Origin of the sequence: Gimesia sp., from assembly GCF_040219335.1 — a bacterium.
Classification (GTDB): domain Bacteria; phylum Planctomycetota; class Planctomycetia; order Planctomycetales; family Planctomycetaceae; genus Gimesia.
Window position 1 is genome coordinate 91,556 of sequence record NZ_JAVJSQ010000022.1, and the last position, 20,266, is coordinate 111,821.

A 20,266-nucleotide genomic window follows, 5' to 3' on the forward strand; every position below is an offset into this window, starting at 1 on the left:
GAATTGCCCTAAAAAAAGAAGGATCGCGAGTGGATGAGGAGAAACGGGCGTGCCGCCTCTGGCATTCGCCGGCGACAGGCATAGAATACTGGAAACAGAGCCAATCTGTCGATGTTACTCTCAGGAAACTGCCCCGATTCCTGAAACCTTCGCGCAGAGTAATCATCCCCCTGCAAATTGCCGGCAAACGTTTTAAGTTTAGCATCCACTCCTTGCAACTCGGAAACAGATATCGTAAATATCCACATGGCCCGGTTCCGATTGACCGGATTCTAAGTTTTCTGCTTTTCATTTCCTGGATAAGTTTGTCTTATGGTCCGTCGCTTCCAACTTGCACTGGTGCAGGTCTCACTGAATGGCACTCCGGATGAAAACCTGACGAAATGTCTGGACTGGGTCCGTACTGCCGCTGAAGAAGGGGGACAGGTCATCTGTCTGCCGGAACTCTACAGCTCATTCTATTTCTGTCAGAAGGAAACCACGGAGTACTTCAAGTTCGCCGAACCCCTGTATGGTCCCTCCTTCACGGCCTTCAGCAACCTGGCCAAAGAACTGGGCGTCGTTATTGTAGTACCTTTCTTTGAGAAACGGACCGAAGGGCTGTATCACAACAGCGCCTACGTCATCGACGCCGATGGCAGTGAAGCTGGTCTGTATCGCAAGATGCACATTCCCGACGATCCCTGCTTCTACGAAAAATTCTATTTCACGCCCGGCGACCTCGGTTTCAAAGCGATCCCCACCCGTTTCGGGAAAATCGGAACACTCATCTGCTGGGACCAGTGGTTCCCCGAAGGAGCCCGGATCACGGCACTCTCCGGGGCGAATGTGCTGATCTATCCAACCGCCATCGGCTGGCATCCCCACGAAAAAGAAGAATACGGGCCCAAGCAGCATGATTCCTGGATGACAATTCAGCGAAGTCATGCGATCGCCAACGGGACGTTCGTGGCTGCAGTCAACCGCGTTGGCTTCGAACAGCCGGAGCCGGAACAGGCGGGCCTTGAATTCTGGGGCTCCTCATTCATTTGTGGGCCGCAGGGAGAAATTATCGTCCAGGCATCAGAGGACCAGGAAGAAATTCTGATTGCAGAGGTCGATCTGGATCAGACCGCTGAGGTTCGCCAGAACTGGCCTTTCCTGCGTGACCGCCGGATTGACGCATATGGCAATATTCTGAAACTCTATCATGACGATCCCACGCCATGAGCGAGATCACCCGCAGACTGCCCGCTGAATGGGAACCACACCAGGCCACGCTGCTCTGCTTTCCGCATAATGGCAATGACTGGCCGGGGAAGTACGAAGTCATCCAATGGGCATTCATCGAAATCATCCGCAAGGTGGTCGAGTATGAGCGCGTGCTGCTGGTTGTGAAAAATGAGGCACTGCAGCAGAAAGTCGCTGCCATGCTGCAGCAGGCGCACGCGAATACGAAGCAGGTCAAATACATTCTGCAGAATACGAACCGCAGCTGGATGCGAGATTCGGGACCGATCGTCGTGCAGCGGAGTGACGGCAAACGCGAGGCACTCCAGTTTCGCTTTAACGGCTGGGCCAAGTATCCCAATCATCGCCTGGACTGGCAAATCCCCTCTGCAGTCGCGCAGTCATTAAAGCTCCCCCTGACGGAGGTCACCTATGAGGGACGTCCCGTGGTTCTGGAAGGGGGAGCGATCGAAGTCAACGGACGGGGCACCCTGATCACAACCGAGGAATGTCTGCTCGACCAGAAAACCCAGGTGCGTAATCCCAGCTTCTCAAAAGAAGACTACGCCGCTGTCTTTGCAGAATATCTGGGCGTTTCGAATGTCATCTGGCTCGGGGACGGCATCGAAGGAGATGACACGCACGGCCACGTGGATGACATCTGCCGGTTTGTGAATCCGACGACCGTTGTTGCCTGCGTGGAGCCGAACAAAAAAGATGTCAATCATCGTCGTCTGGCACAGAATCGGGAGCGTCTGAAAAGTGCACGCCTCGAAGACGGCAGCAAGCTCAAAGTGGTAGAAATGCCCATGCCGGGTCGTCTCGACTTTGAGGATTTACGACTCCCCGCCAGCTACGTGAATTTTCTGGTCACCAACGGTTGTGTGCTGATGCCAACGTTTAACGATCCAAACGACGTGCAGGCCCTGGGAATTCTGAGCGAGCTTTATCCGGATCGCCAGGTGATTGGCATTCATGCAGTCGATCTGGTCTGGGGGCTGGGAACGCTGCATTGTCTGAGTCATGAGATTGCCGTAGCAGCAAAATAATCTCAAATCCTGCCTGACCTCGCAGGATTCGATTGAGTCTGCTGTTCGACACAGGTATCATATTTAATATTGTTTATTTATCCGCCGGTCGCCGTTTCTGCAGCGACTACTGATACCTGCCCGAACTCCTGCTGCCGAGGTCTTCTACCATGAAATGCCTGCTGTCACTGTTCGCTTGTGTTTTCACTCTCAATAGCACGCTGCTCGTCTATTCTGCGGAAGACCTCACGGTCCTGCCACCAATGACGGGCGAAGCCGCCGAGTCCGGTCTGGTGTACCAGGCTCTGCAAAAACGGGCGCATGCAGCATTCGCGAAACGGAAAGAGGTCTATGAAAACATCAAAACCCCGGAGGACTGTGAAGCCTACCAGAAGCGGATGAAAGATTTCTTCCAAACACAGATTGGCGGATTTCCGGAACGAACGCCGCTGAATCCCCGCGTGATCGGAAAACTGAAGGGGGACGGATTTCGAGTCGAGAATGTGATTTACGAAAGCTGGCCCGGGCATCATGTGACCGCCAACCTGTATCTGCCCACCACGCCGCCCCCTTATCCGGGAGTGCTGGTCCCCTGCGGACACAGTCATAACGGAAAAGCATCAGACGGATACCAGCGGGCCTGCATGCTGCTGGCCAAAAACGGGATGGCAGCACTCTGCTACGATCCGATCGGGCAGGGGGAACGGTACCAGGTATTGTCAGAGCAACCCAATGAATTCTTCAAAGGAGGCAGTCGCTATCGTCCGCCTCATCCACAGGTACAGTATTACTGCACGGCAGAGCATACGCTGATGACGGTCAGCTCGATTCCCCTGGGCAGCAACTCGGCCCGCTATCGCATCTGGGACGGCATGCGAAGCATTGACTACCTGGTCAGTCGTCCGGAGATCGATGCCAGCCGAATCGGCTGTACGGGAAATTCAGGCGGAGGCACACTGACCAGTTACATCATGGCGCTGGACGAACGGGTGCAGGCGGCAGCGCCGGTCTGCTACTCGACCATGTATCGTTACCTGATCGACTTCAATGGTCCCCAGGATGGCGAGCAGAATATCTTCGGACAGCTGGCTTATGGCATGGACATCGCCGATTACACATTGATGCGGGCTCCCAAACCGACGCTGATCTGTGCCGGCACACATGACTCGACGTTCAAAATTGATGGTACGTGGGAACTGTTCCGCGAAGCCAAACGGTTCTATACACGCATGGGTTATGCGGAGCGGGTGGATATCATCGAAGCCGACGCCCCGCATGGATTCACTATCAAGCTGCGGGAAGGTTCTGCACGCTGGATGAACCGCTGGCTGCTGCACAAGGAAAACGCGATCTTCGAAGGGGATCTGCCCGTCTTTACCGATGAGGAACTGCAATGTTCTCAGTCGGGGCAGATACTGCTCGATGCAGGCGAACGTTCGCTGTTTGAAATCAACGATGGTCTGAATCAGCAGCTCGCAAAAGAACGGGCGGAACTCTGGAGCAGCGGCGACCTCGGCACGCTGCGCGATCAGGTGCGTGAAGTGAGCGGAATCAAGCGACTGGAGACACTGCCCCGCCCAACATCCCAAACAGTCGGCTCTATTGAGCGACCGGGTTACAAGATCACAAAGCTGATCCTGAAACCAGATCACGGTATCCCACTGCCCGCGCTGCTGTTTGAACCGGAAGCCCCCACCGGCAAACGGACCCTCTATCTGCATGGTGAGGGCAAGCAGGTGAATGCTGCAGCAGGAGGACCGATTGAACAGCGAGTCAAACAGGGCGAGACCGTTCTGGCGATAGATATTCGTGCGATCGGAGAGACTTCACGCAAGAACAATCGTAAGATCGGCTGGTCGCATGGTCTGCTGGGCCCCAACTATCATGAATGGGCGGTGGCCTACCTGCTGGGTGAATCGATGGTCAAACTGCGGGCAGAAGACATTCTGGTCGCCGCCCGGTTCCTGTCAGAATATGGTTCGAGTGACAAACCAGAACAGGTTGAACTGGTCGCGATCGGAGAAACGGGGATTCCCGCGCTGCACGCCGCGGCTCTGGAACCGCAACTCTTTTCAGAAGTCGATCTGAACCGGATGATTTCCTCCTGGGGGGAAGTTGTGAAAACACCGGAAACCCAGAATCAGCTGATCAATACCGTGCATGGATCACTTAAGGTCTACGACCTGCCAAACCTGATCACCCTGGTAGGGAAAGAGCGGGTCAAGGTCTCCCAGCCGGCGGATGTCAAAGCGGGTCTGGCCACGCGAGAGCCTTGAGCTGAACAGGCATTTCTTAACAAGTTTAAACAGCGTGTTCTTCTTTGAACCACGCTGGACAAAGCCTGCTGCGCCCTTAATAATGACGGTTCTGGACTTCATTTACGACATTTCATCTCCGCCGGTTCGAACGGCGGTTTGTGCTCGACAGGAGACAATTAATGCAATCACTGACCCGACGGATGGCGCTGAAACTGTTTGCCCTGGGGACGACATTTTTCGGTTTCAAAAAAACAACAGCATTAACCGCAGCAAAGTCAGAGAGTGCCGCTCCTGTCATCGGCCGCTGGAAGAAAACGAATGATCGGGTCTGGCTGGGAGAAGAATTCTGGGCCAATCCGATGGAAGACTGGCGAATCATTGATGGGGCCGCCGAGTGCCTGTCAACGGGCGGCAGTCGCAATATTCAGTTGCTGACTCATCAACTGACGAATCCCAAAGCGTCGTTTACCATGTCCGTCCATGTCAGTCAGGTAGAATTCAAACAGCAGGACGGCGGCGTCGGTTTTCGTATTGGTGTCAAAAGTGATATTAACGAATACCGCAGCAACTGTTTCGCGAAGAGCGGAATCAAAGCGGGAGTCGTCAACGGCAAACTGATCCTGGGCAATAAAGAACAGAAACTCAAGCAGCCGGTCGATCTGAAAGACTGTGTCTTGACCGTTGTTGGTAAACCCGAGGGGGAAAAGTATTCATTAACGCTGCTGGTCAGCGATTCTGAATCAGACAAGCCACTGGATACGATTTCACACACCTTTCCTCCCCAGGCTGTGCTGGGCAACGTCGCGGTCGTCAGCAATTTCGATCCACGTTTCAAACGCATGATTGGTGCCCGTTACCGCTTCAGCGACTGGTCGGTAACAGGTGATGCATTTTCTGTTTCCGTCGATCATAAATTTGGTCCTATCTTATGGTCGCAGTATTCACTCAGTGATTCGCGCAGTGACGATGGTTTCGTGATGAAGATGACTGCTCTAACAGGTCCACTGGGGGAGCAGGATAACAAAGAAGTGCTACTGTTCATCAAGAAGGGAAACGAATGGAAACCGGCGGGATCGGCTGAACTGGATACGGATGCCTGGACAGCCACGTTTCGGGTTCCCAACTGGGACGAAAAAGAGGAAACGCCTTTTAAACTGGTCTATCAGGAAAAATTGAAAGATGGTACCGAGATCAATGCAGATCGAACGGGTATCATTCGCGCCAATCCTGTCGGACGTCCGCTCAAACTGGGAGCATTGACCTGCCAGAAAGATTATGGGTTTCCGTATGAGCCGGTAGCGAACAATCTACTGAAAGTCGATCCGGACCTGCTCTATTTCTCAGGCGATCAGTTATATGAAGATCATGGTGGCTTTGGCCTGATCCGTGAACCTGCGGAGCCCGCGATTCTGAATTATCTACGTAAATTCTACATGCATGGCTGGGCCTTTGGTGAAGCGATGCGTGACCGTCCTGTCATCTGTCTACCCGACGATCATGACGTCTTCCAGGGAAATATCTGGGGGGAAGGCGGGATGAAGATGAAAGAAGGAACCACATCTTCGAATGGAGGTTATCGGGAACCGGCGCGGATGGTGAATGTAGTTCACAAAACGTGTACCGCTCATCATCCCGATTACGCCGACCCGACTCCCTGCAAGCAGAATATCAGCGTTTACTATGGAGATATGGTTTATGGCGACGTTGGTTTTGCCATTGTTGCCGACCGGCAGTTTAAGAGTGGCCCTGAACATGTTGAAACAGGCAGCGGTCGGGCAGACCATGTGACCGATGCCAACTTCGATACATCCAAACTGGATAAACCCGACCTGGTACTGCTGGGCGAGCGTCAGGAAAAATTCCTGGAACGCTGGTGCGATGACTGGCGGGGCCACACGATTAAAGTCCTGTTCAGCCAGACCGTCTTTGCCGGAGTCGCGACCCACCATGGCGGTTACGATGGTTACCTGAAAGCCGACCTCGATTGTGGCAGCTGGCCTCAGACTGCCCGCAACCGGGCTGTGCGTATTATCCGTAAGGGGATGCCGCTGCATATCAACGGCGATCAGCATCTGACCACATTGTCCCAATATGGAGCCGATGAGCAGCGCGACAGCTGCTGGGCTTTCTGTACTCCCGCGATTTCCGCAGGTTACCCCCGCTGGTGGCGTCCAGATGAAGTCGGCATGCAGCATGAGAATCGCCCGAAACATGGTCTGCCCAATACGGGTGAATATGTAGACGGGTTTGGCAACAAGGTGTATGTCTACGCCGTAGGTAATCCGGAACCGGCCAGTGAGAAAAACCGCTACGATCTGGCACATCAGAAAGGCAGCGGCTTTGGTCTGGTATTGATCGATCCCAAAGAAAAAACGTATACGTTGCACTCCTATCGTTTCCTGGTAGATGCGACCGACGGGAGAGCATCCAATGAATTTCCAGGCTGGCCGGTTACGATTCACCAGAAAGAAAACGGAGGCGAAACCAAACTGATCAGCTGAGACACTTTTTCACGTCAATACATCTGACATACTCCCACCCGCCGGTTTATGGAGACAGTACTATGCTGAGGAACGTTTGCGTCTGTGTACTTTGTGTGTTGACTTTTGGTTCACTACTCCAGGCCCAGACGCGCGAAGAAAAGGTGCGTCGGGATCGGGAGAAAGTGGAAGCCTCGGGCTACTGGATCTATAACGATCTGGAACGGGGGTTCCAGCAGGCACGTGAGACAAAACGCCCCATGCTGGTTGTCCTGCGGTGCATTCCCTGTGAAGAGTGTGTCAAACTGGATGAGGAGCTGATGGAAAAAGATCCTCAGCTGAAGCCCCTGATGGATCAGTTTGTGCGGGTGCGGCAGATCTCGACCAATGGTCTGGATCTCTCCCTGTTTCAATACGATTATGACCAGTCATTTGCGGTGTTTCTGCTGAATGCGGATCGTACGATCTATGGACGATTTGGCACACGGTCGCATCATACACTCTGGTCCGAAGATGTGTCGATCGAGGGACTGGCCAAGGCGATGCAGGGGGCACTGGAACTGCATGCGAAATATGACTCAGTGAAAGATTCTCTGGCCGCCAAGCAGGGGCCTCGCCCCGACGTTCCTTCGCCAGAAAAGTATCCGCTGCTGGAAGGACGATACCGGTCGCAGATCAACGAGAAAAAAGAAGTAGTCAAAAGCTGCATCCACTGTCATCAGGTTGGTGATGCACAGCGAGACTCTTATCTACGACAGGGAAAACCTCTGCCGGAACGAATCCTGTTTCAGTATCCGCATCCTAAAATCCTGGGTCTGATTCTGGATCCGACTGAAAAAGCGACGGTGAAAGAAGTCAAACCGGCGTCGATTGCTGCGAAATCAGGATTTCAGCCCGGCGATGAGATCCTGATGTTGGCAGGTCAACCCTTGCTCTCGATCGCAGACATTCAGTGGATCCTGCATCGCGCAGAGAGCCAGGATGAGTTGACGGCAGAGATCAAACGTGACGGTAACATACAACAGCTGACGCTTGCCTTACCCAGCGGCTGGAAACGAGCCGATGATTTGTCGTGGCGCGTGAGCAGTTGGCCGATGCGGCGGATGGTACTGGGAGGGGCGATCCTGGAAGAGACAACTCCGGAAGAACGAACGGCAGCCGGTCTGCCTGCAAATGCATCGATGGCACTGCGAATTCGGGGTCTGGGCAAATATGGTCTGCATGCCACCGCCCGGCGACGGGGCTTTCAGGAGGGAGATATTATCACAGGCTTTGACGGACAAACCAACCTGGCCCGCGAGACCGATCTGTTAGCTTACGGAGTTAACTCCCATCAACCGGGAGAGACGGTAAACGTCACTGTCTTCCGGGGCGGGAAACAGCTTAAGCTGAGTCTGCCCCGTCAGAAATGAGCGGTTCGCTTAACGCCAGGTGAGTGTCTGGCTCTGGTGATTCCAGGGATGTTGATCGTCGGTTGTACGGGTGGTGAGTGTGATGCCCGTGGGGCTCAGTTTCGCGATCGTCCAGCCGGTCGTGGAAGCTTTGGGATTCCCGACATAGGAGGTCGCTGGAGTATTGATGATGTGAATCCCTTTATGCTCGGCATTACTACGATGGTGAATGTGTCCATGGATGTAAGCTTTCACCTGTTTACGCGGTGCCAGGATTTCCCAGAGTTCGACCGAATCCGTTAAGCCACCCGGGAAATGATTGGGATCGCCTCCCAGTCGGGGATTGTGGTGCGTCATGATGATGGCCGGCTTATCGGCGTGGGCATCAAGGGCTTTCGCCAGCCAGGAACGCTGTTCTGCTCCCAGCGTTCCCTGGGTAACCATGGTTTTATGCAGCGAATCAAGCAGAAAGAAGTTCGCGTGCAGTGTCTGCACCACGGAAATATGCTTCGATTTAACCGGCGGTGTTTCTGGTTGTTCTTCCTGCATGACGCTGTAGAACACATCGCGTTCGTCATGGTTCCCCAGGGTCAGGTGCATGTCGATTTTTGCCTCCTGCACGGGGCGAATCAGTTTCGCCAGATGACGGTAATCACCGGGCTGACCATCCCGCAGTGCCAGGTCTCCGTTGATGAGAACGCAGGCTGGCTTCTGTTCCAGGCTTACCAGTTCACTGACTACTTTGCGGAGATGACTGGACACGGGAGAATTCTCCGGGTGCTTCTCACCGATATGGGTGTCGTTGAGCAGGTAGATAATATCTGACTGTTGTGAATCTTTGGCAAAGGCACCAGCAGAATACGTGAGGAAACCAGCTCCGAGAGTAAGCAGGAACTGGCGACGGTTCTGGGCGGGCAGATGCACGGGCATGGGAAATACTCCCTGATGGATTAAGTTTAGAGGCAGGAATAAACTGGTAGAGCTATTATCCTACTCGACCCCCGAACCAGACGAAACCGAAACCTGAATTAATTTTCCGTGAGTGGTTGGGGAGGCTGTTCCAGAAAATGCAGCGACTCGCGCCCCATCCGTTCACAGATCCCCAGTGCTTCGGAGAAGGGAATGTCGAGTCGTTCGACTCTGTTTGGTGACATGAAAATCACATTCCCCGTCCAGGGATCGGGGGAACCGGGCAGGAAGATGGAAACGAGTGAACCTTCCGTACGTTCGGCTTCGAAAGCCAGCCGGGTGACATCGTCAAAGCGGACCAGAACCGGAATCAACTCCGGTTTATTATGCTCGCCGCCAATACTGCCTTTGAGCTGCTCACGATAGATGGCATATCGGGGGAAGAGAATGATCAGATTCTTTTCCATGAACCTGGACAGTTTTTGTCCGATGGACCAGCGGGCAATCACCCCTGCTAAGAAACACATCAGCACGACGATCGCAATCGACAATGCAAACAAGAGTGCGACGTCGGCAGGTTTTTCTGTGTCGATGTAACTGGAATTGGACAGCACCTTGGCGATCGCCAGTACTATGGGAGCAATCTCCCCCACCAGAATTCCGATGACGATCAGGGGCAACAGAAAGATCAGCCCCCCGATGGCGGTGGTTTTCAGAAAGCCAAAACTCTTTTTAACGTGTGTGACATGCTGTTCCATAAAAGGATCTCGTCTCTGTAGATTCAGCGGTGTTAATCTGACTGGGGAAAGTTTAATACTTAGGAGGCGATGATTACTCGCGGGGTTGTGCCTGGGGTGAGAGTTCTTTGGCTAGTTCATCCCGACGCTGCTGGAGTGCCTGATATTTTTCCGGCTCTGTTTTAATCAGGTTCTGTTTTTCATAGGGATCTGTTTTCAGGTTGAACAGAAATTCTGCTCCCTGGGCGTCCTCGAGGTATTTCCAGTCCCCTTGCCGGACAGCGGTCCAGCGGCCTCGATCCAGTTCCTGATGGGGCCCCAACTGCCAGTAGAATTCCCTGGAGCTAACCGGCTTCCTCTCAGTCAGCAGTGTCGAAATATCACGACCGTCCAGAGTCAGGCTGCTGGTATCTACATCAGCGAGGCGGCAGATGGTGGGGAACAGGTCGAGCGCCCAGGTGACTTCGCTGGTTTCAGTTCCGGCTTTAATCTTGCCGGGCCAGCGCATGATAAAGGGCACACGAATACCCCCTTCAAACAGAGTTGCTTTGCCCCCTCGAAACGGCTGATTACTGCCGCCGTAAACGTAGTCGCCGCCGTGATCGGTCATGAAAATCACCACTGTATTTTCATCCAAACCGTTATTCTTCAGGGTCGACATGACACGGCCGATACCATCATCAAGGGCGACCGTCATGGCGGCAAATTCGCGGCGGACTTTGTCTTTGATGAAGGAGACCCGTTTCAGGTCAGTACCGCGCGGCTGCATGATGTTTACCGGTTCCTGAGCTTTGGGAGACCAGCCTTTGCCAAAGTGGGGCGCGTTATACGCCAGGAACAGAAAGAATGGTTTCTCCGCCGTCCGCTGGTCTTTCAGGAAATGTTCTGCTTCTTCGGTAATCAGATCGGTGGCGTACCCGTTCTCTGTCACATGTTGACGATTGTGATACCAGTCCGGAATGTTTCCATAGGTCATTGTGAAGTAATCGATACAACCTCCGGTATGGCCGCGAAATAGATCAAAACCGTGAGAGACCGGCAGGAAGGATTCAGTGCCGTGCCCCAGATGCCATTTACCGAGCAGGGCAGTCTGGTATCCGTTTTGTTGCAAGACTTCCGCGATAGTCGTCTCACCCGGCTGGATGCCCCGATTCTGATCGACGTCACTCATGAACATCAAAGCGCCGAGCAGCTGGTCGCGTGAGCGACTCGGATTGCGTCCTGTGAGCAGCCCAAACCGGGAGGGGGTACAAATTGCGGAGGCAGAATAGTATTGCCGAAACAGCAGCCCCTCTTTTGCCAGGAGATCGATGTTCGGCGTGGGAATCTCGCTGCCATAACAGCCGACATCATGGATGCCCTGATCATCGGTAAAGATAATCAGGAAGTTCGGCCGCTCGCCTGCATGCAGAGGTGTCACAAGCGTGATTAGAAACAGGAGGTAAATGAGGTACCAGCGCAAGTGTTGTCTTTGCATCGTATTCTTACCAGAGTGAGTTTATTCGGGCAGCGAAACAGGGAATAAGATCATCCCTCTGTGACTAACTCACCATTGTATAGAAAAGCCGGGCTCAGGCAATAATGTCCTTGACGACCTTACCCCCTTCGGTACCAGTGAGACGAAATTCCCGTTCCCCCTGTTTGAAGGTAAGCTTGTCATGCTGCAGGCCCATCTGGTGCAGAATAGTGGCGTGCAGATCGCGGAAGTGAACTTTCCCTTCGATGGCCCGGGCTCCGGTCGGATCAGTCTTACCGTAGGCCAGTCCCCGTTTGATACCACCGCCGGCCATCCAGAATGTGAAGCCGCGGGCGTTGTGTCCGGTTCCATCTTTCTTGTTTTCCGGCACGAGGCCGGGGCGACCAAATTCGCCTCCCCAGACAACGAGTGTCTCTTCCAGCAGACCACGCTGTTCGAGATCCTCCAGTAAGGCGGCAATCGGTGCATCCGTTGATTCACAGTTGGCGGTCAGATCGGCCCTGTGGTTACTGTGCTGATCCCAACTGCCGTGATTGACTTCGATGAAACGGACGCCAGCTTCCGCGAAACGCCGCGCCAGTAGACATTGACGACCGAAGTCAGAATCTCCACAGGCTCCCACCACTTTGCCCTGACCGACACGATAACGCTCGAGAGTCGACTTGGTTTCATTACTCAGATCGAGCAGTTCGGGAGCAGCGACCTGCATCCGGAAACCCAGTTCCATGGACTGAATGACGGCTTCCAGGCGGGAATCGTCTGGACGACGCGTGGCGTGCTCGCGATTCATGGCCTGCACGAAATCGAGCTGACGACGTTTCACGCGGGCCGGCAGGTGATCGCTGGCGATGTTATTGATTGTCGCTTTCGACATATCGGATGTATTCAAGCCAATTGGGGTTCCCTCATAGACGGGGGGGAGGAAGGCACTGGAATAAACCGATGGTTTGCGAGGAAAGAGACTGATGAACCCGGGCACATTCTGATTCTCTGTTCCCAGCCCATACACGATCCACGAGCCCAGGCTGGGGCGGGGTCGCAAGCGATCGCCGGTGTGCAGTTGCAGGAATGACTGGGCGTGATTTGTGATGTCCGCATACATGCCGTTGAGGACACAGAGCTTATCTGCGTGTTTGGCGGTTTCGGGGAGGAGCTCGGAAATCCAGAGACCGCTTTCACCATGTTGTTTAAAATCGAACACCGATCCGGCGTGCTTCTTTTTGCCGGTCTGCGGTTTATAATCGAATGTATCGAGCTGAGCCGGTCCGCCACTCATGCAGAGAAAGATGACCCGTTTCGCGCGAGCTGGTAGCTGAGGAGGCCGGGCGTTAAGACTGGGCGCCGTCGCAGAACTTGCTGCAAACGAATTCTGCCCACAGAGTGCCGACATGGCCAGGTAGCCAAAGCCGCAGGAGGCGGATCGTAACATTTCGCGGCGCGAGATTCCGAGCATGGCAGGATTCCTTGTGTCGTCTTCTTTTCTCTTTTTGGATTTATCTTCTCAGTATTTAATCAACGTAGCGGAATTCATTTGTATTGAGCAGTCCCTGGCAGAGTGTGGCCCAGACTGCGACCCTCCGGAGTTCCTCTTGTGAGATTTCCGATACGAGTGCCTGGTCTACGTCATGGATCAATGCCAGAGCCCGCTCGAGTTCTGCTGAGTTTGGAGTCCGGTTCAAAGCACGACGATAAGCCAGATGAATGCGCCCGCTCTCATCGAGTTCAGGATCGGAGAGCACTTCTTTGGAAAACCAGTCTGCCTGCTCGACCAGGAACGGACTGTTGAGCAGGAACAGGCTCTGTGTCGGCAGGGTCGTTTCATTGCGTTTGCCTACCGGTTTGGTGGAATCAGGAAGATCGAATGCAGAGAGTTCGGGGGGATCAGAATGACGGAGCATGCAGAGATAAATGCTACGATGATTGTGAGACAGATGCAGATTACTGACCTTGTTGACCAGTTCATCGACGTTGGCAATCGCTGAGCCCCGTGCAGGTTCTCGATTGAGCTGACCACTGGCTGCCAGAATGCTGTCGCGGAGTGATTCCGCATCCAGACGTCGACGGTTGTGTCGGCAGAGGAGGCGATTCTCTGGATCGGCTTCGAGAATTTCTGCATCGCAGAAACTGCTGAGCTGATAGGTATGACTGAGGACGATCGCACGAATCAGCTGTTTGACCGACCAGCCTTCCGTGCGAAAGCGGGTTGCCAGATGATCGAGTAGTTCCGGGTGTGTGGGGCGTTCTCCATAGACGCCGAAGTCGTCGGGAGTGCGTACCAGTGCCTGACCAAACAGATTCAGCCAGATGCGGTTAATCATTACGCGTGCCGTCTGGGGATGATCGGCGGAGGTGAGCCACTGGGCCAGTTCCAGACGACCACTGGATTTGTCAGTAATTTCAGGTGCCTGATCTACCTTGCAGGCCGAGAGAAAACCTCGGGGTACCTGGGGGCCCAGTTTCTTGGATTCCCCTTTGATATTGATCTTACAGTCAACAATTTTTTTCTTTTCACGGACGCCCATCGCCAGTGCGGTACCAGCCGGATAAACGTTTTTGGGCTTTTTCTTACGGGATTGAGCCCGTTTGTTGACAACCGGCTTCACGCCACTGTCGGGCGGTGCGACATAGTGGGTTTTGGCTTTCAGGATGTGCAGCGGTGTTTCAGGAGCCGTCAAAGGTTGATTGGCAGCATAACCCCACATGGTTTCGGTGCTGAGAAAGATACCGGCCAGGGCATAATAGTCGCTGGCAGGAATGGGATCGTGTTTGTGATCGTGGCAGCGGGCACATGCGACGCTGAGGCCCATGACGCCGGTGCTGATGACATTGATCTGATCATCGACCACATCCATATCAAAGTTGACGTTCATTGCCTTGGCAGGTTTAGCACCGATGGCCAGGAAGCCTGTTGCGATCAGCAGACGATCCCGTTCTTTGGGAGTCTCGGCTGAAAGCAGGTCGCCGGCGATCTGTTCGGTGAGAAACCGATCGTAGGGGACATCGTCATTGAAAGCCTGGATGACATAATCCCGATACCGCCAGGCATGGGGAAAGGTTGGATTACGTCCCAATCCATCGTTGCCGTTGGATTCACCATAGCGGGCCACATCGAGCCAGTACCGTCCCCAGCGTTCACCGAAATGAGGTGAAGCCAGCAGTTCATCAACCAGTCGCGTTACCGCCTGTTGTCGATGTTGTTCATAATCGTTCAGAAATGATTCTACCTGCTCTGCCGTGGGGGGGAGGCCGGTCAGATCAAAATACAGGCGGCGGACCAGATGTACGGGTGAAGCATCGTGCGTGGGTTGCAGTTTAGCCTGTTCAATGCGGGAGAGGACAAACCGATCTATTGGATCAAAGCACCAGTCTTGTTGTTTCACCGACGGTGGTGAAGGGTTCTTCACCGGCTGGAATGACCAGAGTTCCGGGTTCGCAGCCGCGTTTTCTGCAGTGGGCTTCCGGGCGACCACCGGTTGTTCGACGCGCGGATCGGGGACACCCATTTCTACCCACTTAATGAAATCCTGGATCACGGCTTCTGACAGCGGCTCATCCGGGGGCATCTCCAGACCATCATAACGGAGTGCCTGAATCAGCAGACTCTCATTGGGGCGTCCTTCGACAAACGCCGGGCCAGATTCTCCTCCGACGCGCATTCCATCGCGGGTATCCATCCGCAGCTTTCCCCCCAGTTCTTCCGACTTTGAGGAATGGCAGGAATAACATTTTTTGACCAGAACGGGCCGAATTTTATTTTCGAAGAAGGCACGTTCCTGCGGATGCATGTTTTTGGAGGGCTTGTTCGCACTCCAGGCAGGGATCGCGGGATAGAAAGCGATCGCAATGATCCAATAGACGGCAGTGAGCGGGGTGAGCAACTTACGCATGGCCGACGAATTCTAATCAGGTGGGAAAAGTCATACGCGACCAGGCGCGTACAGGCAAGATTAGTGAACAAGCTTAAATCATACTTTGTTGATGTGTTTAAGTCAACAACCTTAAATATATCTTCGTCCTGTTTGAGGACGATGCCCAGCATTTTTAAAAGTGGAACACTGATCGCTACAGTCTATCTGATTGATGTGACCGGTGGTTTTGCTACGATGAGCGGCAGAACGGCCCCGAAATTGTGATTCAACAGAGAGTGAACCTTGTGCAGAATAAATTTGATGTTGTGATCGTCGGAGGTGGTGGCAGTGGACTGGCTGCTGCTGCGCGGGCTTTAGAATTCGGTGCCCGGGTACTTGTGCTGGAGAAGCAGTCGCAGCTGGGTGGCACCACGGGGATGGCCATCGGATCGTTTACTGGTAATGATACCAGCCTGCAACGAGCCGCAGGGATCGAAGACAATCCCGATGATCATGAAACCGACGCTGGTCTGTTCGCGTCACCTGAGATTGAAGCACAGAACCATTCTGAGATGCGGCGATTCTTTCTGGGACAAACCGCAGAGACCCTCGAGTGGCTGCGCGATCTGGGGCTGCACTTTCATGGACCGAACCCTGAGCCTCCCAACCGTGTGCCCCGAATGCATAATATTGTGCCGAATGCGAAAGCCTACATCGCCGCTTTCCAGACACAGATTCTCAAGCGACAGGGAATGATTGTCTGCGATGCACCAGTGGTCGAACTGCTTCGAGAAGCGGGGCGAGTGACGGGAGTCGTCGCTGAGATTCAAGGCGAACGACAGACGATCCGAGCGCAACGGGGCGTCGTACTGGCAGCGGGCGATTATGCGAATGCCCCGGAGATCATCGGACGATTCAAGGGAGATCGTTTTCGCTCGATCGAAGGGGTGAATCCCAAAGCATGTGGCGATGGTCATCTGCTGGCAGAACAGACGGGTGCGCAACTGTTGAACATGGAGATCACCTATGGCCCGGAACTCCGTTTTGTGCCGCCCCCGGGTGATCCGTTTGAACAACTGCTGCCTACCAGCGGATTTCTGGCGCAACTGATGGGGCGGTTGGTCCCTTATCTGCCTCAATTTTTGATTAACTGGCGCATCAAGCGACTGCTGTTGACGTGGCAGCATCCGGAAAATGCACTGTTTGACGATGGTGCGATCCTCGTGAATACAGTTGGGCAGCGTTTCTGCAACGAGCGAGTCTCTCCGGAGAGGGAGATTGCGATTTCGGAACAGGAGAATAAAGCGGCTTATATTCTGTTGGATGAACGCATCGCTGCCCGTTACAGCGAGTGGCCGCATTTTATTTCGACTGCGCCCAAGATCGCCTATGCGTACGTGGAAGATTATCTGAAACTACGTCCCGATGTGAGTGCCGCTGCAGGTTCACTGGAAGCACTCGCGAATCAACGCCAGCTTGATCCATCTCACTTACAGGACACCGTCGCCCAATTCAATGCGTATGCCTCAGGCCAGCAGGCAGATCCGTTTGGGAGGACTGGTGATACTGAACCGCTGGCCGGAAATCGCTGGGTTTTGCTGGGACCGGCGAAGGCCTACTTCACCACAACGGAAGGGGGCGTAGCGATCAACCACGGACTGCAGGCACTGGACGAGCATGGTGATCCGATTCCCGGCTTATACGCGATTGGCTGTAACGGCATGGGCGGACAGGTGCTGTGGGGACACGGACTGCACATCGCATGGGCACTTACCAGTGGTCGCCTGGTGGGAGAAATCCTGGGGAAATCAAACAACCAGTGACCGCCCTCCATTTATCCCTGCTGCCGTGCTCTTATGCGGTCGCAGGTTTTCGTTTCACGTCGTATAGATCAAAACCGTCCAGGTGCCAGAACTTTTCCAGGCCGATTTCATCGTAGAGATCAATTTCTGATTCAAACAGTGGATAGAGCCCCTGTAGATGAATTGTTCGATCGGGCAGTTCGAATGTCGCTTCTTCCTGACTCAGAAACGATGGAGCGAATACCAAGTACGCACTCATCTCACTTTCTTCGGAGATCGGATCGTCGATCTGAAAAATGTCACCATAAGAAAATCGTTTTTCGTTGAAGAACGCGGAGGCAAAGAACCCGGCGGCGAAGCCCCAGCTCTGGTCCTTCGTATCCAGAGAAACAATCAATTCTGGTTTGGATCCTTCTTCCCAGTCCGGATGAGAGGCCTGTGAGAGACCGCAGGTAACCGCAGTCAGGGTTCCCTCTTCAGGCAGGTTCTCAAAGTAGATCACTTTGATCTCGGGCTGGTCGTCATTGGCTTGAACTTCAACAATTCCATCAATCTCTCCAAAGCGTTCTTCTAATGCCTTGAGCCAGTTCGTTTCGAATGTGTCCACTTATTAATTTATCCTTGAGAGCGAGTAGTGATGGTGTTGTAGTTAGTTCAACTGGCCGGGTTATCTGATCCTGGAATGACCTGAGTCAGATCTTTACCGAGGATCGAGGGGCACCAGTAGCGTTCAATATGTTCGATGATCATTTCGGTCCCCCTGGTATGGCTGACGTAAGGTTTGTCGCGGGGATCGTAAAGGGCATCGGTCAGGTCACGACAGAGGACCACGTTTTTGTTGAGGTAACGCATCTGTCGGATCCCGAATGGTCGTCCCAGCACGCACATATTCGTATGCACGCCCATCAGCACGATATTTTTCCGCTGTTCCTGTTCCAGGAAGTTATAGATTTCCTGTCCATTAGCACTGATGACATCATAGCCGATGATTTTGATCGCCGGATGTTCGTGTCGATCGTGATTGGGTTGATAGGTCGGGAAAGGATCATCACAGCCCCGGATGGGACCATCGGTGCGTTTGACGGTATCGTCTACGGGGAGCGGTCCTTCTTTTTCCGGATTCAGATAACACCAGCCCTGGATTTTGACGGGAGGTTGGGCCGGTTTGGCTTCTTTGATTCGTTTGCGGTAAGGCGTGTCTTCATAGAGCTGGATTCCCCCGCTGGGTGCATGAATGATGGCGACACCCCGATCGCGGGCTTTCGAGATGACGTCATTCATCCGGGGGGCCATCCGGCCGACCCGATGTGCAGCCAGCTTGCAGGGATGATCGGCCCACATGTCGCAGATAATGATGGCGGTTTCGGAAGCCTTCCATTCAGCAGTTTCCATCTGAGCAGGCGCGGAGTCCTCTTTTCCCCGTTTTCTCAATTCGACGGAGAATACTCCCGGTACTGGCGGAATCTGGCGGGTTGCCTCAGTCGTCTCTTCCGCCAGCAAACCAGCCAGGGAAGGAGTCAGCGCACCGGCCAGGCTGCCCTGCAGAATTGATTGCAGGAACTGACGTCGCGAGCGGGGATCGGGATGTAACATCATGCCTCTTACCTCTATTCGGGGAAGTGAATACCGCTCACATTGTGCTGGGGCTGTCTGCACAATTCAATCGGAATTGATTTATTAATTCCAGATGAGCATTCCTTCGTTTTAAAGACAGGCTTTCCTTTGCTCTGTCTGCCATTCATAATAGAACAAGCTAACAGAAATCGCTCCTCTCCAGTGACGAAATTTCAGGATTTGGAAATATGCGCAATCAAATCGGATGGATGCTGCTGCTCAGCAGCCTCCTGCTGTCTATCCCTGCAATCAATGCGGCAGAGCAAGATCAGAGTCCCTCAAAACGGCTGATATTGCAGGAAGGGGATCGCATTGTCTTTATTGGTAATACGTTCGCCGACCAACTGCGGTTATATAACTACCTGGAAACGCTGCTGACGGCACAAGCGCCGGTCAGCAAACTCAGCTTTCGCAACCTGGCCTGGTCAGGCGACACGCTGACGTTACAGCCTCGTCCGTTGAATTTTGGTTCACTGGATGACCATCTCACAGCAGAGAAAGCGGATGTGATTATCGCCTGTTTTGGCATGAATGAATCGTTCGCCGGTCGGAGCGAGGTGAAAGCGTATCGCGAACACTGGGAACAGTTCCTCAAGCATCTGAAGTCAAAGAAGTATAATGGTTCAACTGCGCCGCGTGTGGTGATCCTCTCCTCCATCGCCCATGAAAATATGGGACCACCACTGCCTGATCCTGCAGACCATAATCAGAGTCTGGCTGCATATACAAAAACGATGCTGTCCGTAGCGGAACAGCACCAGTTGCCTTTCGTCGACCTGTATCATGCGACTTCCAGACTGATGGAAGCAAACCCTTCGCAGAAGCTGACCCATAACGGCATCCATCTCAACCAGTACGGCTATTGGGCGGTGAGTCAGCTGATCGCAGACAGCTTGCTGGCGAAGGAGGTCACGAGTCCTCAGTTGGTGATCGATTTGAAATCCCAGAACATCGAAACGACCAATGCAGAGGTCACACAGCAGAAGCTCAAGACGGACCAGATTGAATTCATCGTGAAACCGCTGCTCCTGCCGATCCCTGTACCGCCGGAAGGAGCGATCGCGGACAGCGATCTGCTGGCCCGGCAACCTCGCCTGAGCGTTAAACAATTACCCGAGGGCAATTATCGACTGGTGGTCGGCGGAACTGTGATTGTGACAGGCACTGCAAGCGACTGGGACCGGGGCATTGTGTTGCTGAACCTGCCGTCTCAGGTGCAGGTGGCCGATCTTCGTTCTACCATCAACCGTAAGAATGAGCTCTTCTTTTATGTCTACCGTGCACACAACGCCGAGTATATTTTCGGTCGCCGCACGAAGCCGTTCGGTGCCGTCTCATTTCCACCTGAGATGGAAACATTCGACGAACTGATCCAGTCTCGAGAGAAAAAGATTCAGGAACAGGCTCGACCCATCGAAGCAGCAAAATGGGAACTGATTCGAGTCGACTGATTACAAATCGACCTGACAAGACTTCCCCATCATTACTGAAACTTTTCAATTCGATATATAGA

At 53.6% G+C, this 20,266-nt stretch carries 14 protein-coding genes; 7 read left to right on the forward strand and 7 right to left on the reverse strand.

All coding sequences use genetic code 11. The features are described from left to right. Positions 1 to 312: 312 nt before the first annotated feature. From RID21_RS19070 to RID21_RS19090, 5 genes are all read left to right on the forward strand, one after another. Positions 313 to 1,209 (forward strand): carbon-nitrogen hydrolase, encoded by an 897-nt coding sequence (locus tag RID21_RS19070; RefSeq protein ID WP_350191576.1) that lies wholly within the window; start codon positions 313 to 315, stop codon positions 1,207 to 1,209. Further along, positions 1,206 to 2,258 carry an agmatine deiminase family protein gene (locus RID21_RS19075; protein ID WP_350191578.1) on the forward strand — a complete coding sequence of 351 codons (1,053 nt, stop codon included), beginning with the start codon at positions 1,206 to 1,208 and terminating at the stop codon, positions 2,256 to 2,258. The genes RID21_RS19070 and RID21_RS19075 overlap by 4 nt, the downstream gene beginning before the upstream one ends. Positions 2,259 to 2,407: 149 nt before the next feature. After that, positions 2,408 to 4,513, forward strand: coding sequence for an alpha/beta hydrolase family protein (locus RID21_RS19080; RefSeq protein WP_350191580.1), 2,106 nt, complete (start codon positions 2,408 to 2,410; stop codon positions 4,511 to 4,513). A gap of 161 nt (positions 4,514 to 4,674) precedes the next feature. Continuing rightward, the gene (locus RID21_RS19085; RefSeq protein WP_350191582.1) at positions 4,675 to 6,996 is read left to right on the forward strand and encodes an alkaline phosphatase D family protein; all 2,322 of its coding nucleotides are present in this window, start codon (positions 4,675 to 4,677) and stop codon (positions 6,994 to 6,996) included. 62 nt (positions 6,997 to 7,058) lie between these two features. Then, positions 7,059 to 8,387 (forward strand): Trx7/PDZ domain-containing (seleno)protein, encoded by a 1,329-nt coding sequence (locus RID21_RS19090; RefSeq protein WP_350191584.1) that lies wholly within the window; start codon positions 7,059 to 7,061, stop codon positions 8,385 to 8,387. Between the two features lie 9 nt (positions 8,388 to 8,396). On the opposite strand, the gene RID21_RS19095 is transcribed toward RID21_RS19090, so the two are convergent. From RID21_RS19095 to RID21_RS19115, 5 genes are all read right to left on the reverse strand, one after another. Further along, complete coding sequence (locus RID21_RS19095; protein WP_350191586.1) at positions 8,397 to 9,296, reverse strand: metallophosphoesterase family protein; 900 nt, start codon at positions 9,294 to 9,296, stop codon at positions 8,397 to 8,399. A gap of 98 nt (positions 9,297 to 9,394) precedes the next feature. Next, entirely contained in the window at positions 9,395 to 10,033 is a 639-nt protein-coding gene (locus tag RID21_RS19100; protein WP_350191588.1) for a DUF502 domain-containing protein, read from the reverse strand. A gap of 73 nt (positions 10,034 to 10,106) precedes the next feature. Continuing rightward, positions 10,107 to 11,489: a sulfatase family protein gene (locus RID21_RS19105; RefSeq protein WP_350191590.1), complete on the reverse strand. Its 1,383-nt coding sequence runs from the start codon at positions 11,487 to 11,489 to the stop codon at positions 10,107 to 10,109. Between the two features lie 94 nt (positions 11,490 to 11,583). After that, positions 11,584 to 12,942 (reverse strand): DUF1501 domain-containing protein, encoded by a 1,359-nt coding sequence (locus RID21_RS19110; RefSeq protein WP_350191592.1) that lies wholly within the window; start codon positions 12,940 to 12,942, stop codon positions 11,584 to 11,586. Positions 12,943 to 12,997: 55 nt separating this feature from the next. After that, positions 12,998 to 15,376, reverse strand: a complete 2,379-nt coding sequence (locus RID21_RS19115) for a PSD1 and planctomycete cytochrome C domain-containing protein (RefSeq protein WP_350191594.1) — start codon at positions 15,374 to 15,376, stop codon at positions 12,998 to 13,000. Positions 15,377 to 15,642: 266 nt separating this feature from the next. On the opposite strand from RID21_RS19115, the gene RID21_RS19120 reads away from it, so the two are divergent. Then, entirely contained in the window at positions 15,643 to 17,160 is a 1,518-nt protein-coding gene (locus RID21_RS19120) for an FAD-dependent oxidoreductase (protein ID WP_350191596.1), read from the forward strand. 31 nt (positions 17,161 to 17,191) lie between these two features. Here the strand turns inward: RID21_RS19120 and RID21_RS19125 are convergent, their stop codons facing one another. Then, the gene (locus tag RID21_RS19125) at positions 17,192 to 17,746 is read right to left on the reverse strand and encodes a suppressor of fused domain protein (protein ID WP_149343946.1); all 555 of its coding nucleotides are present in this window, start codon (positions 17,744 to 17,746) and stop codon (positions 17,192 to 17,194) included. 47 nt (positions 17,747 to 17,793) lie between these two features. Next, positions 17,794 to 18,735, reverse strand: a complete 942-nt coding sequence (locus RID21_RS19130) for a cysteine hydrolase family protein (protein WP_350191598.1) — start codon at positions 18,733 to 18,735, stop codon at positions 17,794 to 17,796. A 206-nt stretch (positions 18,736 to 18,941) separates the two neighbouring features. Here RID21_RS19130 and RID21_RS19135 point away from each other — a divergent pair, with 206 nt between their 5' ends. Next, the gene (locus RID21_RS19135; protein WP_350191600.1) at positions 18,942 to 20,204 is read left to right on the forward strand and encodes an SGNH/GDSL hydrolase family protein; all 1,263 of its coding nucleotides are present in this window, start codon (positions 18,942 to 18,944) and stop codon (positions 20,202 to 20,204) included. Positions 20,205 to 20,266 lie beyond the last annotated feature (62 nt).

Excerpts from the sequence above, each read along its gene's own strand:
- RID21_RS19070 (WP_350191576.1), top strand. The coding sequence starts at position 313 with ATGGTCCGTCGCTTCCAACTTGCACTGGTGCAGGTCTCACTGAATGGC.
- RID21_RS19075 (WP_350191578.1), top strand. The coding sequence starts at position 1,206 with ATGAGCGAGATCACCCGCAGACTGCCCGCTGAATGGGAACCACACCAG.
- RID21_RS19080 (WP_350191580.1), top strand. The coding sequence starts at position 2,408 with ATGAAATGCCTGCTGTCACTGTTCGCTTGTGTTTTCACTCTCAATAGC.
- RID21_RS19085 (WP_350191582.1), top strand. The coding sequence starts at position 4,675 with ATGCAATCACTGACCCGACGGATGGCGCTGAAACTGTTTGCCCTGGGG.
- RID21_RS19090 (WP_350191584.1), top strand. The coding sequence starts at position 7,059 with ATGCTGAGGAACGTTTGCGTCTGTGTACTTTGTGTGTTGACTTTTGGT.
- RID21_RS19095 (WP_350191586.1), bottom strand. The coding sequence starts at position 9,296 with ATGCCCGTGCATCTGCCCGCCCAGAACCGTCGCCAGTTCCTGCTTACT.
- RID21_RS19100 (WP_350191588.1), bottom strand. The coding sequence starts at position 10,033 with ATGGAACAGCATGTCACACACGTTAAAAAGAGTTTTGGCTTTCTGAAA.
- RID21_RS19105 (WP_350191590.1), bottom strand. The coding sequence starts at position 11,489 with ATGCAAAGACAACACTTGCGCTGGTACCTCATTTACCTCCTGTTTCTA.
- RID21_RS19110 (WP_350191592.1), bottom strand. The coding sequence starts at position 12,942 with ATGCTCGGAATCTCGCGCCGCGAAATGTTACGATCCGCCTCCTGCGGC.
- RID21_RS19115 (WP_350191594.1), bottom strand. The coding sequence starts at position 15,376 with ATGCGTAAGTTGCTCACCCCGCTCACTGCCGTCTATTGGATCATTGCG.
- RID21_RS19130 (WP_350191598.1), bottom strand. The coding sequence starts at position 18,735 with ATGATGTTACATCCCGATCCCCGCTCGCGACGTCAGTTCCTGCAATCA.
- RID21_RS19135 (WP_350191600.1), top strand. The coding sequence starts at position 18,942 with ATGCGCAATCAAATCGGATGGATGCTGCTGCTCAGCAGCCTCCTGCTG.